Annotated in this window: 17 protein-coding genes and 1 tRNA gene; 6 read left to right on the forward strand and 12 right to left on the reverse strand. The window is 68.1% G+C overall.

Annotated elements, in window-relative coordinates; genetic code table 11:
• Window positions 1-28 precede the first annotated feature (28 nt).
• Together QMZ16_RS00670 and QMZ16_RS00675 are read right to left on the reverse strand one after the other, a co-directional pair.
• Complete coding sequence (locus QMZ16_RS00670; protein ID WP_282601709.1) at window positions 29-568, reverse strand: PIN domain-containing protein; 540 nt, start codon at window positions 566-568, stop codon at window positions 29-31.
• Complete coding sequence (locus QMZ16_RS00675) at window positions 568-1,761, reverse strand: class I SAM-dependent rRNA methyltransferase (protein WP_282601710.1); 1,194 nt, start codon at window positions 1,759-1,761, stop codon at window positions 568-570. Before QMZ16_RS00675 ends, QMZ16_RS00670 begins: the two co-directional genes overlap by 1 nt.
• A 183-nt stretch (window positions 1,762-1,944) precedes the next feature.
• Here QMZ16_RS00675 and edd point away from each other — a divergent pair, with 183 nt between their 5' ends.
• Complete coding sequence (gene edd / locus QMZ16_RS00680; RefSeq protein ID WP_282601711.1) at window positions 1,945-3,747, forward strand: phosphogluconate dehydratase; 1,803 nt, start codon at window positions 1,945-1,947, stop codon at window positions 3,745-3,747.
• Between the two features lie 4 nt (window positions 3,748-3,751).
• Here edd and QMZ16_RS00685 read toward each other — a convergent pair whose 3' ends face one another.
• A complete protein-coding gene (locus QMZ16_RS00685) occupies window positions 3,752-4,615 on the reverse strand; it encodes a LysR family transcriptional regulator (protein ID WP_282601712.1) in 864 nt (287 codons plus the stop codon).
• Between the two features lie 146 nt (window positions 4,616-4,761).
• Here QMZ16_RS00685 and QMZ16_RS00690 point away from each other — a divergent pair, with 146 nt between their 5' ends.
• The gene (locus tag QMZ16_RS00690) at window positions 4,762-4,989 is read left to right on the forward strand and encodes a DUF1127 domain-containing protein (RefSeq protein ID WP_282601713.1); all 228 of its coding nucleotides are present in this window, start codon (window positions 4,762-4,764) and stop codon (window positions 4,987-4,989) included.
• On the opposite strand, the gene QMZ16_RS00695 is transcribed toward QMZ16_RS00690, so the two are convergent.
• From QMZ16_RS00695 to QMZ16_RS00720, 6 genes are all read right to left on the reverse strand, one after another.
• On the reverse strand, window positions 4,986-5,444 hold the full coding sequence (locus tag QMZ16_RS00695) for an ArsC family transcriptional regulator (protein ID WP_022708374.1): 459 nt from the start codon (window positions 5,442-5,444) through the stop codon (window positions 4,986-4,988). The genes QMZ16_RS00690 and QMZ16_RS00695 overlap by 4 nt on opposite strands.
• A gap of 4 nt (window positions 5,445-5,448) precedes the next feature.
• On the reverse strand, window positions 5,449-5,928 hold the full coding sequence (locus QMZ16_RS00700) for a UPF0262 family protein (RefSeq protein ID WP_282601714.1): 480 nt from the start codon (window positions 5,926-5,928) through the stop codon (window positions 5,449-5,451).
• On the reverse strand, window positions 5,925-7,238 hold the full coding sequence (hisD, locus tag QMZ16_RS00705) for a histidinol dehydrogenase (RefSeq protein WP_282601715.1): 1,314 nt from the start codon (window positions 7,236-7,238) through the stop codon (window positions 5,925-5,927). The genes QMZ16_RS00700 and hisD overlap by 4 nt, the downstream gene beginning before the upstream one ends.
• A gap of 111 nt (window positions 7,239-7,349) precedes the next feature.
• Window positions 7,350-7,826, reverse strand: a complete 477-nt coding sequence (locus QMZ16_RS00710; RefSeq protein WP_282601716.1) for a DUF2948 family protein — start codon at window positions 7,824-7,826, stop codon at window positions 7,350-7,352.
• 3 nt (window positions 7,827-7,829) lie between these two features.
• Window positions 7,830-9,101, reverse strand: coding sequence for a UDP-N-acetylglucosamine 1-carboxyvinyltransferase (gene murA / locus QMZ16_RS00715; protein WP_282601717.1), 1,272 nt, complete (start codon window positions 9,099-9,101; stop codon window positions 7,830-7,832).
• Window positions 9,101-9,280, reverse strand: a complete 180-nt coding sequence (locus QMZ16_RS00720) for a hypothetical protein (RefSeq protein ID WP_282601718.1) — start codon at window positions 9,278-9,280, stop codon at window positions 9,101-9,103. The genes murA and QMZ16_RS00720 overlap by 1 nt, the downstream gene beginning before the upstream one ends.
• 151 nt (window positions 9,281-9,431) lie before the next feature.
• Between QMZ16_RS00720 and QMZ16_RS00725 the strand changes: the two genes are divergently transcribed.
• A tRNA-Thr gene (locus QMZ16_RS00725) sits at window positions 9,432-9,506 on the forward strand.
• Between the two features lie 116 nt (window positions 9,507-9,622).
• On the opposite strand, the gene QMZ16_RS16265 is transcribed toward QMZ16_RS00725, so the two are convergent.
• On the reverse strand, window positions 9,623-10,393 hold the full coding sequence (locus QMZ16_RS16265; RefSeq protein WP_348984646.1) for a zinc-binding dehydrogenase: 771 nt from the start codon (window positions 10,391-10,393) through the stop codon (window positions 9,623-9,625).
• A gap of 297 nt (window positions 10,394-10,690) precedes the next feature.
• Between QMZ16_RS16265 and QMZ16_RS00735 the strand changes: the two genes are divergently transcribed.
• Genes QMZ16_RS00735 through QMZ16_RS00745 form a run of 3 tightly spaced genes read left to right on the forward strand, consistent with a single transcriptional unit; the run spans window position 10,691 to window position 12,943 of the window.
• Entirely contained in the window at window positions 10,691-11,641 is a 951-nt protein-coding gene (locus tag QMZ16_RS00735) for a rhodanese-like domain-containing protein (RefSeq protein WP_282601832.1), read from the forward strand.
• A 7-nt stretch (window positions 11,642-11,648) separates the two neighbouring features.
• Entirely contained in the window at window positions 11,649-12,776 is a 1,128-nt protein-coding gene (locus QMZ16_RS00740) for a YeeE/YedE family protein (RefSeq protein ID WP_282601719.1), read from the forward strand.
• Window positions 12,773-12,943: a hypothetical protein gene (locus QMZ16_RS00745; RefSeq protein WP_282601720.1), complete on the forward strand. Its 171-nt coding sequence runs from the start codon at window positions 12,773-12,775 to the stop codon at window positions 12,941-12,943. The genes QMZ16_RS00740 and QMZ16_RS00745 overlap by 4 nt, the downstream gene beginning before the upstream one ends.
• Before the next feature lie 34 nt (window positions 12,944-12,977).
• On the opposite strand, the gene QMZ16_RS00750 is transcribed toward QMZ16_RS00745, so the two are convergent.
• Window positions 12,978-14,771, reverse strand: coding sequence for a TRAP transporter fused permease subunit (locus QMZ16_RS00750; protein ID WP_348984643.1), 1,794 nt, complete (start codon window positions 14,769-14,771; stop codon window positions 12,978-12,980).
• Window positions 14,768-15,709, reverse strand: coding sequence for a TAXI family TRAP transporter solute-binding subunit (locus QMZ16_RS00755; protein ID WP_282601721.1), 942 nt, complete (start codon window positions 15,707-15,709; stop codon window positions 14,768-14,770). Before QMZ16_RS00755 ends, QMZ16_RS00750 begins: the two co-directional genes overlap by 4 nt.
• Between the last annotated feature and the right edge of the window lie 115 nt (window positions 15,710-15,824).

Genomic DNA, 15,824 nt, shown 5'->3' on the forward strand with positions numbered 1-15,824 from the left:
CGTGTGTGAGCGGTAACAGCAACGCGAATTACACCTTCATCAGCTTGGCGAGCCGCGGCAGGCGGCAGCGTTTCAACAATTCCGCAGAACTCATCGCGCCGCCGGCAGCCTCGGCACGGGCGCGGGCGTTGGCGACCGCGCGGTGCAGGGCATCCGCGTCCAGCGCGTGGATGTCCAGCAGGAAGGCGTCGGGATGGATCGCCCGCAGCCCCAGCCGCGACATCAGCGGGCGCGGGAAATCGCGCAGGTTCGCGGTGACGATCAGGTCAGCCTGCCCCGCCAGCGCGGCCTCGACCACGTGGCGGTCGGCGGGGTCGGGAAAGTCCAGGTCGATCGCCCGGTCGCCGTCATCGGGCTGGACGACATCGGGGAAGCGTTCGCGCAGCAGCGCGATCTCGGCCCCGGCGATCTGGGCGGCGACCGGCCCCACGCGAAGCGCCGCGCGGGACCATTCGCCAAGGATGCGGTCCGACCACATGGGGACATAGAGCCCCTCTGCGGCAAGATCGGTCAGGATCTCTCGCAGGATGGTGGGGAACAGGACGTTCGCATCCAGCAATGCGCGCATCAGTCCAACCGGAAGAACAGCGACTTGAGGTATCCGGTCTCGGCCAGCTGCGGCAGCGTCGGATGGTCGGGACCGGCCTGGCCGCTGTGCAGCAGCTGCCCCCGGCGACCGCCGCGCCCGATGCCGCGCGCGCTGACATTGCGGAAGCTGGTCATGTCGGCCGCATGGCTGCAGCTGCACAGCCCCAGATAGCCGCCGGGCTTGACCAGCTGCGCCGCCAGCCGCGCGACGCGTTCATAGGCGCGCAGCCCGGCCTCGAGCGCGGGCTTGGCGGGCGCGAAGGCGGGCGGATCGCAGATCACCACGTCGAAGCGACGATTGTCGGCGGCCAGCTGCTCCAGCATGGCGAAGGCGTCGCCGCGCAGGGTCTCCAGCCGGTCCTCGGCGCCCATGGCGCGCGCACCGCCCACCGCAAGCTCCAGCGCGGGGGCGCTTGCATCGACGCAGGTCGCGCGTTCGGCCCCTGCGGCCAGCATGGCAAGGCCGAAGCCGCCGACATGGCTGAACATGTCCAGCACCTCGCCCTTGTCGACAAGCGACTGGGCAAAGGCGTGGTTGGGGCGCTGGTCGAAGAACAGGCCGGTCTTCTGCCCGCCCATCAGGTCCGCAAGATAGGTCGCGCCGTTCATCGCGACCGGGATCGGAGCGGTCGGCGCGGTGCCGCGGATGACCTCCATCCGCTCGGGCAGCCCCTCCAGCCCGCGTGCGCGGCCCTGCCCGTTCAGGACGACCGTGCTGACGCCCGCGATCTCGACCAGCGCATCGGCGATGCGGTCGGCCATCGCATCGGCCCAGGCCGCGTTCGGCTGCATCACCGCCGCGTCGCCGAAGCGGTCGATCACCAGCCCCGGCAGGCCGTCGGCCTCGGCATGGACCAGGCGATAGAAGGGCTGGTCGTAGAACCGCTGCCGCATGGCCAGCGCGCGTGCGATGCGGCGTTCCAGCCATGCCGCGTTGACGCGCGCCTCGGGGTCGGCATCCATGACCCGCGCGACGATCTTGGAATTGGTGTTCACCGTGACAAGCGCCAGCGGCTTGCGCTCGGCATCCTCGAGGATGGCGAAGCCGCCGGGTTCGATGGACTTGGTGCGGCGGTCGAGGACGGTCTCATCCGCGAAGACCCAGGGGAATCCGTGGCGGATCGCCTGGGGCTTGGATTTCGGACGCAGGCGGATGACGGGCAGGTCGGACATGGCAGGGGTTCCTTTCGCGGACCGATCTGGCATGACGCCCGCCCCCGCACAAGCGGCGATGCCTGCGATCCCTGCGCAAATTTTCGCAACCGCAGCGCGGGCGGACTGCGTTTCGCTGTTGTCGGGCGGTTGAATTGTTAACGCTAACTACGTATGCTCCGCCCGAAGCCAGAGGGAAGCCACATGACACTTCACGCCAGCATCGAACGCGTCACCGACCGGATCCGCGAACGCTCTCTCGCCTCGCGCGCGGCCTATCTGCAGAAAATCGAGAAGGCGGCCCAGGACGGACCCGCGCGGGCGCACCTGTCCTGCGGCAACCAGGCCCACGCCTATGCCGCGATGGCCGACAAGGACGACATGGCGACGACGCGCAAGCCCAATATCGGGATCGTCACCGCCTATAACGACATGCTGTCGGCGCATCAGCCCTACGAGCGTTTCCCCGACATCATCCGCCGCGCGGGTCATGCGGCAGGCGCCACGGTGCAGGTCGCGGGCGGCGTGCCTGCCATGTGCGATGGCGTGACCCAGGGCCGACCAGGGATGGAGCTGTCGCTGTTCTCGCGCGACGTGATCGCGCTGGCGGCGGGGGTCGGGCTGTCGCATGACTGCTTCGATTCGGCGATGTATCTGGGCGTCTGCGACAAGATCGTGCCGGGGCTGATCATCGCGGCGGCGACCTTCGGGCACATCCCGGCGGTCTTCGTGCCTGCGGGTCCCATGCCCTCGGGGCTGCCCAACGACGAGAAATCCAAGGTCCGCCAGCAATTCGCGGCCGGAGAGGTCGGGCGCGACGCGCTGATGGCGGCCGAGATGGCGTCCTATCATTCGGCGGGGACCTGCACCTTCTACGGCACCGCGAACACCAACCAGATGCTGATGGAGTTCATGGGCCTGCACCTGCCGGGATCCAGCTTCGTCAACCCGAACACCCCCCTGCGCGAGGCGCTGACCACGGCGGCGGTCGAACGCGCGGCGGCGATCACCAACCTGGGCAACGAATACATGCCTGCGGGCCAGGTCTTGGACGAACGCGCCTTCGTGAACGGCATGGTCGGCCTGATGGCGACGGGCGGGTCGACCAACCTGGTGCTGCACCTGCCCGCGATGGCGCGCGCGGCGGGCGTGATCCTCGACATCGAGGATTTCCACGACATCTCGGAAAACGTGCCGCTGATGGCGCGGGTCTACCCGAACGGTCTGGCGGACGTGAACCATTTCCACGCCGCGGGGGGCCTCGGCTACATGATCGGGCAATTGCTGGAGAACGGCCTGCTGCATCCCGACGTCAAGACGATCAACGGCACGGGGCTGGACGGATACACCGCCGAACCCAAGGTCGCGGATGGCCGCGTCCGGTGGGAGGCCGGCGCCAAGGACAGCCTGAACGACAAGATCCTGCGCCCCGCGTCCGATCCCTTCGCCAAGACGGGCGGGCTGAAGCAGCTGTCGGGCAATCTGGGCCGCGGCGTGATCAAGGTCAGCGCCGTCGCACCGGAACGTCGCGTGATCGAGGCCAAGGCCCGCGTCTTTGCCGACCAGGAAGAGGTCAAGACCGCCTTCCGCGCGGGCGAATTCACCGAGGACACGATCGTCGTCGTCCGCTTCCAGGGTCCGCGCGCCAACGGGATGCCGGAACTGCATTCGCTGACGCCGGTGCTGGCGGTGCTGCAGGATCGCGGGCTGAAGGTCGCGTTGCTGACCGACGGGCGCATGTCGGGCGCATCGGGCAAGGTGCCCGCCGCGATCCACGTCTCGCCCGAGGCCGCGACGGGCGGGCCGCTTGCCCGCGTCCAGGATGGCGACGTGATCCGGCTGGATGCCGAGACCGGCCAGATCGAGTGTCTCGCCCCCGATTTCGACAGCCGCACCCCGGTTCAGGCGGACCTGTCGAACAGCCAGCAGGGGCTGGGCCGCGAGATGTTCGCGGCATTCCGCGCGGTCGCAGGCGATGCGAGCGACGGTGCGGGGGTCGTGGTCTGACCGCTTACGCGGCTGCGGCGACCTCGCAGACGACGCGGCGAAGGTAGCCCGCGAAATCGGTGGCCACGTCGCGTGCGGGGCCATCGGCGACATAGACGTTCAGCCATGTCGGGGGCAGCGGCGGCAACGCGCCGCCATGCTCGACCGGCTCCAGCCCCGGCTGGTGCAGACCGCGCGGCAGGATCGTCAGGCCCAGATCGGCGGCGGCAAGGACCAGCCAGGTCTCGCTGCCGCCATCGGCCACCACCTGCTGCCATTCGATGCCCGCCCGTTCCAGCGCGTCCAGCGCAACGGGGTGATAGGCGCAATGCGGCGAGTTGGACAGCGGCAGCGGCCTTTCGCGCCACGCCTGCCCGCCTGCCGCCCCGAACCACGCCAGATCCACCTTGGCCAGGTGATGCGCACCGGGCGGCGCGTCGAATTCGGTCGTCAGGATGATGTCGTGTTCGCCCCGCCGCATCTGGGCGCGAAGATCCTTGCTGCGGGCGCCCTCGATGTTCAGCTCGACCTGCGGGTAATCGGCGCGAAAGGCGCGCACGGTCTGCGCGACCTTGGTGAACAGCCAGTCGCTGGTCAGCCCCACGCGCAGCCTGGCCTTGGGACGCGCACCGGTAAAGCGCGACAGGATCGCGTCGTTCAGCGCGACCATCTTGCGGCTTTCGCCCAGCAGATCCTGCGCGAAATCGGTCAGCACCACCCCCCTGCCTGCCTTCTGCAGCATGGGCCGCCCGAACACCTCCTCCAGCCGCTTCATCTGCATCGAGAGCGCGCTCTGGGTCATGTTCAGCGCCTCGGCCGCGCGGGTGACGGCGCCATATTCGGCCACTGCCTGCAGCGACCGCAGCGTCGCGATATCCATGTTGCGCATCGTTCACATCCTTCACGTCGATTGATGGATTGCATCAAAACCATTCGTTTCAAATATGACCTCTGCTGACCTACATATCAACCTGAAAGATGAAGTCACGCCATTTCATCATGCGAATTGATACATTTCATCATCGAGGTTGAACCATGTCCGCCAAGTCCGCCGCAATGCTCCGCGTCGTCACCGGTCACGGCATCCTGCCGCGGCCCAACTGGCTGGAGCGTATCATGACCATGTTCGACGTCCGCCGCAGCCGCATCGTGCTGGACCGGCTGACCGACAAGCAGCTGGCCGATATCGGCCTGACCCGCATGGATGTCGAGCAGGAGATCGCCCGCCCCGCATGGGACGTGCCCGCGAACTGGCGCCGCTAACGGTCGGGTTCGCCGAAACGTTCCAGCATGCGCGACCGGATCTGGTCGCGCGTCTGGCGATAGGCGTCCAGCTTGGCCTCTCGACCCTCGGCCAGTCCGGCGGGGTCCATGACGGGCCAGTATTCGACATCCAGATGCGCGTGGCGCGTCATCTCCAGCGCCATGCGCTGACTGGCGGGCGACAGGGCGACGATCAGGTCGAACTGCGACAGGTCGTCCCCCCAGTCGCGCATCTCGTCGAAGCTGCGGGCGCGGTGGTTGGCCAGGGGCACGCCGATCTCGTCGCAGACGGCGATGGCGAAGCCGTCCACCTCCATGTCGCTTTTCACGCCGGCCGACTGAACGTAGGCCAGCCTGCCGTAGAACTGCTTCATCATCCCCTCGGCCATGGGCGAGCGGATGGCATTGTGATCGCAGCAGAACAGGACCGATGATGGGATCTTGCCCTGCGCCATCCCTTCAGCCCTGCGGTATCAGGGCGCAGATCAGGGTGAACAGGCGGCGGGCCGTGTCGATGTCCAGCCGCGCCTTGCCCTCCAGCCGTTCCTGCAGGGTGCGGGCGCCTTCGTTGTGGATGCCGCGCCGCGCCATGTCGATCGCCTCGATCTGGGCGGGGGGCAGCCGCTTCACCGCATCGAAATAGCTCTGGCAGATCTGGAAGTAGTCCTTGACCACCTGCCGGAACGGCCCGAGCGACAGGTGGAACTCGGCCACCTTCGCGGCGGCCTCGTCTTGCAGATCGAAGACCAGCCGCCCGTCGCGGATGCACAGCTCCAGCACGAACGGCCCTTCGGGTTCCGCGCCCCCCTCGCGGGCAGGCACGGCAAAGCTGTTATCCTCGATCAGGTCGAAGATGGCGACGCGGCGCTCCTGCTCCATCTCGGGGGTGGCAGGCGGGATGGCGCTGTCGTCGATCTCGATCCTGATGATGCGGCTCATTCGGGCATTCTCTCGTTCAAGGTCCCCAGCCTAGCCTGAACCGAAGCGCCATGCGCCTGCAAGCCCTCGGATGCGGCAAGGCGCACCGCGGCGGGGCCGATGGACGCAAGGGAACCGGGCGTCAGCCGCGCCATGGTCGTACGCTTGACGAAATCCATGACCGACAGCCCCGACGAGAAGCGCGCCGAACGCGCGGTCGGCAGCACGTGATTCGGCCCGCTGACATAGTCGCCGACCGCCTCGGGGGTATGCGCGCCCAGGAAGATCGCGCCCGCGTGGCGGCATTTCGCGGCCAGCGCCTCGGGGTCGGCCACGACCAGTTCCAGATGCTCGGGGGCGATGCGATCCGAAAAGGCCGCAGCCTCGTCCAGGTCGCGGACCGTGATGACGGTGCCGTAATCGCGCCAGCTTGCACCTGCGATGGCCGCACGGTCCAGCGTGGGGATGATGCGCTCGACGGCATCGGCCGTGGCGCGGGCCATGGCGGGATCGGTGGTGATCAGGATCGACTGCGCGTCCGCGTCATGTTCGGCCTGCGCCAGCAGATCCCATGCCAGCCAGTCCGGGTTCTGGTCGCCATCCGCGATCACCAGCACCTCGGACGGGCCCGCGATCATGTCGATGCCGACGCGCCCGAAGACCTGCCGCTTGGCCGCCGCGACATAGGCGTTGCCCGGTCCCGTGATCTTGTCCACCGGCGCGATCGTGTCGGTGCCATAGGCCATCGCCGCGATCGCCTGCGCGCCGCCGATGCGATAGATCTCGTCCACGCCCGACAGGCGCGCGGCCAGCAGGACCAGCGGGTTCACCACGCCGCCCGGCATGGGCACGCAGATCACCAGCCGCTCGACCCCCGCGACACGTGCGGGGATCGCGTTCATCAGCACCGACGAGGGATAGGCCGCCTGCCCGCCCGGAACATAGAGCCCCGCCGCCGAGACCGCGCTCCACCGCCATCCAAGCGTCGCGCCGGTGTCGTCGGTCCAGCTGTGATCCTGCGGCATCTGGCGTTCGTGATAGGCGCGGATGCGTTCGGCGGCCAGCTCCAGCGCGGCGCGATCCTCGGGCGAGACCTTCGCGATCTCGGCGTCCATCTCGGCGGCGGTGACGCGCAGCCCCTCGGGCGGCAGGTCCAGCCGGTCGAACCGGGCCGTCAGTTCGCACAGGGCGATGTCGCCACGCGCGCGCACATCCGCGATGATGGCCGCGACCGTGTCGTTCACGTCCGCGCTGTCCTCGCGCTTGGCCGACAGCATATGCTGGAAGCCCGCTTCAAAATCCGCGTCGCTGCTGTTCAGAAAGACCGGCATGGCATACCCCGTTTCGCAATTCACGCATCCGGGACTGCCCCGGACGCCCTGCGGGATCAAGCCGCCGCAGGGGGACGGGATGCCGCAGGTTTCAGTTGGTCGATGTCCCGATCAATCGGGGTGGTGCGGGGCCTTGCCCGACACCGCCTTGTGCGGGCGCGTCACGTCGCGCAGGTCGAGATTGATGCACTCGACCTCGGCCATGATCGTGCCGTCGCCCGCGAAATCCAGCGCAAGGCGGCCGGTGCCGTCTTCGCCCGGGATCCAGCGGATCGCCAGCAGTTCCAGCACCGTCTCGGGATCCCGAGAAATCCCGTCCGAGACGACACGCATCACGTCGCCGATCGCCAGGACCGCGCGGACACGCTCGAACTCGCGGCCCTCGGAACGGGCCGCGTCGGCATCCTCCCACCGGAAGCGCGTCACCAGCAGTGCAAGGCGGCGCGCGCGGGCGTCATGACTGATGTCGGACGCGGTCAGCACCGCATCCTGCACCAGCGAGGACAGGATGTTCAGATCGGTCGCATCCTCGGCCCGAATGGCAAGGGGCCGAGGATCGGCATCAGTGAAACGGGCGTCTTCGGCCATGGATCACTCCTCCTTCACGCGTTCGATATGGGCACCCACGCCGCGCAGCTTGCGCACGACATGCTCGTAGCCGCGATCGAGGTGATAGACGCGGCTGACCGTGGTCTGACCCTCCGCCGCCATCCCCGCAAGGATCAGGCTGACCGAGGCGCGCAGATCCGTCGCCATGACCGGGGCACCGCGCAGCTTGTCCACGCCGCGCACGGTCGCATGGCCGCCATGCACCTCGATATTGGCGCCCATGCGGGTCAGTTCGGGCGCGTGCATGAAGCGATTCTCGAAGATGGTTTCTTCCAGAACGCTGGTGCCCTCGGCGGTGCACATCAGCGCCATGAACTGCGCCTGCAGGTCGGTCGGGAAGCCGGGGAACGGCGCGGTGGTCACGTCCACGGCCTTCACGCGGCCGTTGTGGTGGGACACCTTGATGCCGCGGGCGGTTTCTTCGACGGTGACGCCCGCCTCTTCCAGCTTCTCGCAGAAGGCCGAGAGAAGCTCGATCCTGCCGCCGATGCATTCGACCTCGCCGCCGCAGATCGCGGGGGCCAGCATATAGGTGCCCAGCTCGATCCGGTCCGTCACGACGGGATAGGTCGCCCCGTGCAGCGATTCGACGCCCTGGATGGTGATGGTGCTGGTGCCTTCACCCTCCAACTGCGCGCCCATGGCCCGCAGGCAGCGCGCAAGGTCCACGATCTCGGGTTCGCGGGCGACGTTCTTCAGGACCGTGGTCCCACGAGCCAGCACGGCGGCCAGCAGCGCGTTCTCGGTCGCGCCGACGGAAACCAGCGGGAATTCATAGGTCGCGCCCTTCAGGCCACCCTGCGGCGCCTTGGCAAAGACATAGCCGTCGCGCAGGTCCAGCTGCGCGCCCATCGCCTCCAGCGCGCGCAGGTGCAGGTCCACCGGACGCGCGCCGATGCCGCAACCGCCGGGCAGCGAGACCTCGGCCACGCCGTCGCGCGCCAGCATCGGTCCCAGCACCAGGATCGAGGCGCGCATCTTGCGCACGATGTCGTATTCGGCGCGATGGCTGGTCAGGTCGTGGCTGGACATGGCCAGCACCTGCCCGTCCTGCAGCGGCGCAACTTCGGCGCCCAGGCTTTGCAGCAGGGTCGTCATGGTGTGGATGTCCGACAGGCGCGGCGCATTCGTCAGCGTCAGCGGCTCGTCCGTCAGCAGCGTCGCGGGCATCAGGGTCAGGCAGGCGTTCTTCGCCCCCGCAATCGGAATCTCGCCCTTCAGAGGGCCGTTCCCTTCGACGATGATCTGATCCATCAGTTGTCCTTGCCTGTCGCCTGGCCCGTTTCGGGCGCATCCTCGTTGTCCTGATCACGACCGGCCGCGTTGCGCGCCCTTGCCTGCGCCTTGCGTCGGGCAAGGTTCGCCCGGAGCGCCTGCGCAAGGCGTTCTTCCCGGCTGCCGGGCTTGGGTTTGCTGTCGCGTCGATCGTTCATGGTGTTTCCTGTTAGCGCCCGCCCGCGCCTTCGTCCAGCAATCGCGAAAGCAGCGGTGCGTCATCGGCGATTTTCTGAAGCGCTGTGCGAAAAAATGCGGAAATGCCTCTTGCACCCCCCGAGGGCTTTGGCTAAACGCCCCTTCACCGGCGCTGTGGTAGCTCAGTGGTAGAGCACTCCCTTGGTAAGGGAGAGGTCGAGAGTTCAATCCTCTCTCACAGCACCAGGTTTTCCCAAAGATTTCCTGATCCTGCACTCGCGGCCCGCGGCCTACGCATCCGCATGTGAAAAAGGCCGGACACCCTGTCGGATGCCCGGCCCCTTCGCGTTCGGATCGCCCGGTCAGAGCTCGATCACGACCTTGCCGATGGCCTTGCCGCTTTTCAGATGGGCATAGGCGGCATCGACATCGCCCAGGCCGAAACGGCGATCGTCCAGCAGCGGGGTGACGGCGCCCGCGTCGATCAGGCGGGCCAGTTCGGCCAGGATCGCGCCATGCGTCTCGCGGCGGAAATCGTTCAGCATCGGGATCAGCATGAAGACCACGTGCAGGCTCAGGCCGCGGAAATGCGCCGTGCTGAGGTCCATCTCGAGCAGCGCCACGGTCGTCACGACATCGCCGTTCAGCGCGGCGGCGGCAAAGGAGTTCGCCATGTTCTGCCCGCCGACCGTGTCAAAGACCATGTCGAAGCCCGCGCCGTCCGTATGGGCGTTCACGTAATCCGCGACGGACTGGGCGCGATAGTCGATCGGGCGCGCGCCATACCCCTCGATGCGGGCGAGCTTTGCCGCGCCCGTGCCTGTCGAGAATACCTCGGCGCCCTTATGAAGGGCCAGCTGAACGGCCAGGTGGCCGACGCCGCCCGCGCCGCCATGGACCAGAACCTTCTGGCCGGCAGATCGGGCGACAGGGGCAGGTCCTTGCCCATCTCGCGGATCATCGTGTCGACGGTGTTCACGCTGGTCGCCTTGACGCGGACGACGACGTGGCCGGCGACGGCCTGCGGCTTGGCGCGTTCGGCGGGGACAAAGCTGGCCTCGGGGCCGTATTCGTTCAGGATCATGGTCTGCATCGGATGCTCCGGCTGTCTTGATGTGCTGATCCGAAGATATTCACCCGCGCAGCCGATAAAATCCGGCAAACGGGGACTTCAGAATACGCGAATCCCGAATGATCGGGGCGATCCCTGCGCGCGTCCGGCGAAAAAGAACGCTGATCCCACGCTGCGCGCCCGCAAGGCACCGCCGTTTCGGCATGTCGGACCGTTCGGGAACGATATTCCGCCCTAAGCGCTTGATCCGCAGGCATGGTCCGCCCGCACGGGCATCACCGGATGCGCGGAAACTCGAACGGGGCGGGCATCGCTGCTATCTCTCGGATCGACCCTGACCCAACGACAACGCGAGCGTATCATGAACACCCCCATCGCCTCTGCCGCGCTGGCCGCAGCGCTTCTTTCCGCCACCGCGCTTCAGGCGCAGACGCTGGACAAACCGCTGGTCTCCGCGCAGGAACTGGCAACCCTGCTGGAATCCGAGGATGTCGCCGTTCTGGACATCCGCGCCCCCGAGGGCAGCGACAGCTATGCCGAGGGGCATGTGGAGGGCGCGGTCAACGCCCCCTATGCCCTGTTCCGCGGCCCCGAGGACAATCCCGGGCAGCTGCCCTCGGAGGAACAGCTGACCGAGACCCTGCGCAATCTTGGCCTGACCGAGGATCGCCCGCTGGTCATCACCTATCAGGGCAGCGACGAGACCGATTTCGGCGCGGCCGCGCGTGTCTACTGGACGATGAAATCCGCCGGGATCGACGACCTGGCGATCCTGAACGGCGGGTTGAACGCCTGGACCGAGGCGGGGCTGGAACTGGACGATGCCGCGGTGACGCCGCAGCCCTCGGACATCACCGTCACCTGGGACGACACCTGGACAGCCAGCGTGGATGACGTGCAGGCCGCCATCGACGGCGAGACCGACACCCAGCTGGTCGATGCCCGCCCCGAGAGCTTCTGGAAGGGGGAGCAGGCCCATCCCGCCGCCGCGCGTCCGGGCACCCTGCCCCAGTCGCGCTTCTTCGTGCACAGCAGCTGGTTCTCGGACGGGCCGGCCATCGTGGATGCCGAGGCCGCGCGCAAGCTGGCGCAGGAGAACGACCTGATCGGGTCCGAGAACCTGATCTCGTTCTGCAACACGGGCCACTGGGCCGCGACGAACTGGTTCGCCATGTCCGAGCTGGCCGGGATCGAGAACGTGAAGCTCTATCCCGAATCGATGGTGGGCTGGTCCAATGCGGGGCGCGACATGGCGAATGCGCCGGGCCGCATCCAGCACCTGTGGACCCAGATCAAGAACGTCTTCTGAGATGGCGATGACCGACACGACGATGCCCGCGCCTACGCGCGCGGGCAACATCACCCGGCGCGGCGCGCTGATCCTGGGCGCACTGGCCCTCTGCGGGCTTGTGGCCGTGATGGTCGGCGCGCGCTTCGGGCTGCTGCTGATGATCGGCCTGGGCTTCGGCATCACGCTGGAGGGGTTCCGCTTCGGCTTTGCCGGCCCGTGGCGCGCGACGATCACCAGGCGCGATCCGGGCGGCACCATCGCCCAGCTGATCGCCATCGCCATCGTGGCGCTGGCCGCGTTTCCGCTGCTGTCCAGCCACGGGTCCGAGATGGTCGGCGCACATGCGCCCGTGGGCCTTGCGATGATCGGCGGCGCCTTCGTCTTTGGGGCCGCGATGCAGGTCGTGATGGGCTGCGGGTCCGGCACGCTGGTCAATTCGGGCAGCGGCAACCCGATCAGCCTGATGGCGCTGCCCTTCTTCGCGATCGGCAGCTTCGCGGGGGCGTTCCACCTGCTGTGGTGGACCTCGCTCGGATCGATGCCGACGGTGGCGTTTTCCGGGACCTCGGGGCTGATCGGCACGCTGGTCGCGCTGGCCGCCGTCGCGGCGGTCCTGCTGTGGCGCGCCCCGCCCGAGCTGCGCCGCGTCCCGCGCAGGCTGTGGATCGCGGCCCCCGTGCTGGCGGGCCTTGCCATCCTGAACCTGCTGGTCGCGGGCCAGCCTTGGGGCGTCGTCTACGGGCTGGGCCTGTGGGTCGCCAAGGGCGCGGCGGCGACGGGCGTCGATCTGACGCAATCGGCCTTCTGGGGGACCGAGGCGAATATCGCGCGCGTCGGTCAGTCGCTGCTGACCGATGTGACCTCGCTGACCAACCTCGGCATCATCGGGGGCGCGTTCCTCGTGGCCGCGTGGCGCAACGGACTGTCGCAGAAGCTGCCCTCCTATCCGGCGCGGGCATGGATCGCGACGATCGTCGCGGGCTTCCTTCTGGGCTACAGCTCGCGCTTGGCATTCGGGTGCAATGTGGGGGCGTTCTTCTCGGGGATCTCGACAGGCAGCCTGCATGGCTGGGTGTGGTTCGCCGCCGCCTTCGCAGGGGCCTTCGTCGGCATCCGCCTGCGGCCGCTGCTGGGATTGGAGGCCAAGGCATGAGGACGCGCAGGCTGACCGTGTCGCTGACCGCGATCCTGGTTCTGGGGCTGGTCGCCTTCGACCTGGCCACCGCAGAGCCGCCGAACCCGTTCCGCGCACCGCCGATCCTGGCGTTCGGATCGGGACAGGCATCGGGCGGGGCGCATTGCGCGGCCCTTCCGAACTGACCGAAAGGGGCGCGTCACCGCGCCCCTTTCCCGTTCAATAGCTGGTGGCGAAGGCGAAGATCATCGCCAGCCCCACCGCGATCCCCGCGACCGTCGGCACCACCCTGCGCGCCCCGATCAGCGCATAGGAGATGACGACGCATCCCCCGCCGACCGTCAGCAGCGCCAGCAATGCGCCAAGCGGATCGGATGTCAGCCGGATCAGCGCGGGATGCGCCACCATGCCAAGCGGGATCAGGTACAGCCCGACCCCAAGCGCCATCGCCGTGATCGCGACGCGCAGCCAGTTCTCGCGCGCCATGCCGGCGGCGATGAAGACCGCGCCGCAGACGGGCGGCGTGATGGTGGACAGAAGCGCGAACCAGAAGACGAACAGATGCGCCTGCAGCGGCTCCAGCCCCAGCTGCGTCAGTGCCGGTCCCGCGACCGAGATGCAGATGACATAGGCCGCCGTGGTCGGCACCTCCATCCCCAGCACCAGGCAGGCCAGCGCGGTCAGCAGCAGCGACGGCCAGATCGTCCCGTTCGACGTGGACAGGATCAGCGATGTCACCTTGACCCCGAGACCGGTGATCGCCAGCACCCCCACGATGATCGAGGCGCAGAGGATGATCGCCGCGATCAGCGCCACCTGCCGCGCCGAGGTGATCAGCGCAGTCTCGAACCTTGATGCGGCGCGGCGGATGTCGATGCGCATGTCCGACCCCGCGATCAGCAGGACCGCACCCGCGACGATCGCCAGCGCCGCCGAATATTGCGGCGTGAAGCCCAGCCCGAACATGCCGCCCAGCAGGACCGCGAAGGGCACCGCGAAGAAGGCCGAGGTGACCGCGACCTCGGCCCCGCCGGGGCGCTGGTCGGCAGGCAGCGCGCCCAGCCCGAAGCGGCGGGCATAGGCGTCGATGCCCACCCAGACGACCACGAAATACAGGATCGCCGGCAGGATCGCCGCGCCGATGATCTGGGTATAGGGGGTGCCCGTCAGCTCGACCATGACGAAGGCGCCCGCGCCCATCAGCGGCGGCATGATCTGCCCGCCCGAGGATGCGACGGCCTCGACCGCGCCCGCGATGCGGCGGGGATATCCAAGCCGGATCATCGCGGGGATCGTGATCGCGCCGGTCGATGCGACATTGGCCGAAGCCGACCCCGAGATCGACCCGAACAGCGCCGATGCGATGACCGAGACCTTGCCCGCCCCGCCGCGCAGGCGACCCGCGACGGCGGCCGCAAGGTTCATGAAGCCCTGCCCGGCCTCGCCCGCGTTGAGCACCGCACCGAAGATGACGAAGATCGCCACGACGCCCACCGACACGCCGGTCAGCGATCCGAAGATCCCGCCCTCGGCCAGGGTCAGCGTGCCCATCAGGCTGGCGGCGGGCAGCGGCGCGTGGCCGAACTCGCCCGGGATGTGCTGACCGAACGCGGCATAGGCCAGCGCCAGCGCCGCGATCAGCGGCAGTGGCCAGCCGATCGCACGGCGCGCGGCCTCCAGCACGGACAGCAGCAGGACGCCGCCGACGGCATATTGGAAGCCTGTCTCGACGAAACCGTACTGGTCGGCAAGCCGTCCCGCGTTCAGCGCGATCCAGACCGACCCGCCGATGCCCAGCACCGCCAGTACGACGCCCGCGCAGCCCACGAGGCCGCGCGGGCGATCCTCGGTGAAGATGAAGATCCAGTGCAGGATCAGCGCAAGATGCAGCGGCCGCGCGACAAGGTTCGGCACCAGCCCGGAAAAGATCAGCCCCAGATGGAAGGCTGTCAGAATGAACGCGGCGGACAGCATCGCTGCCCGCCGCATGGTCGACACGGCCCGTTCGGTCATTCCCCGACTGCCACCCCTGCTTCTTCGTAGTAGCGCGCGGCGCCCGGATGCAGCGCGCCCAGTTCGGACACTTGGTCCGTGCTGACGCCATCCCACCAGGGCGCATTCGCGGCCATGGCATCGCGCTGCGTCCAGAAGGCGCGGGTCAGCTGATAGGCGGTCTCGTCATCCATCGCGGTCGAGGCGAAGGCCACCACCGGCAGGCCCGTGGTCACGATGTCGCCCGCCTGCCCCGGATAGACATCGGCGGGGATGACGACGCGGGCCTGGCCCGTCTGGGCGACCTGCTCGTCGGTCAGGGACAGGATGCGCACACCCTCACCGGCGGCGGCCTCGATCACGTTCGGCGCAGGGAAGCTGCCCGCCGTGACGAAGCCGTCGATCTGGCCGTTCGTCAGCGCGTCGCCCGCGTTCGACAGTTCGGCATCCGCGATGGTCACCTTGTCGGTCAGCCCGAACAGGTCCAGGTATTTCTGACCCTCGCTGGCGCCGAAGCTGCCCTTGCCCAGAAGGATGCGCTGCCCTTCCAGCGCGGACAGGTCGGTCGGCCCCTCGGACCCGCCCATGACGAAATGCATGGTCAGCGAGGGGATCGGGAACAGGGCGCGGATCTCGTCGAAATTCGGGTTGCCCTTGCCCTCGAACGGGCCGGTCGCGCCCTGCGCCGCAGCCACCAGCGACGGCGGCGCGGTGAAGACGTAATCGCCGCCGCGCGCGCGGACCTCCATCACGTTCTGGACCGAGCCCTGGCTTTCCTCGACCGTCATGCCGATCTGCCCGTCGGTGGCACTGCGCACGCCCTCGGCCAGTTCGACGGCCATCTGGTAATAGGACGTGCCCGTCTTGGCCGACTTGTAGGTCAGCCGCGTTTCCGCATGTGCCGCACCCGCCGCGACCAGCACGGCACCGGCCAGCATGGCCTGTTTCCATTGACGCATCGTATCCCCCTTCGCTGCGTTCCGGTTCGGCACCGACAATTAAGCCATCCGATCCCTCCGGTCCATCGCGTTCCGGCCCGACCCGAGCGATGCAGGACGTGCAAAATCCGTTATT

The sequence above is a fragment of the Paracoccus sp. PARArs4 genome (assembly GCF_947311865.1).
Taxonomy (GTDB): Bacteria; Pseudomonadota; Alphaproteobacteria; order Rhodobacterales; family Rhodobacteraceae; genus Paracoccus; species Paracoccus zeaxanthinifaciens.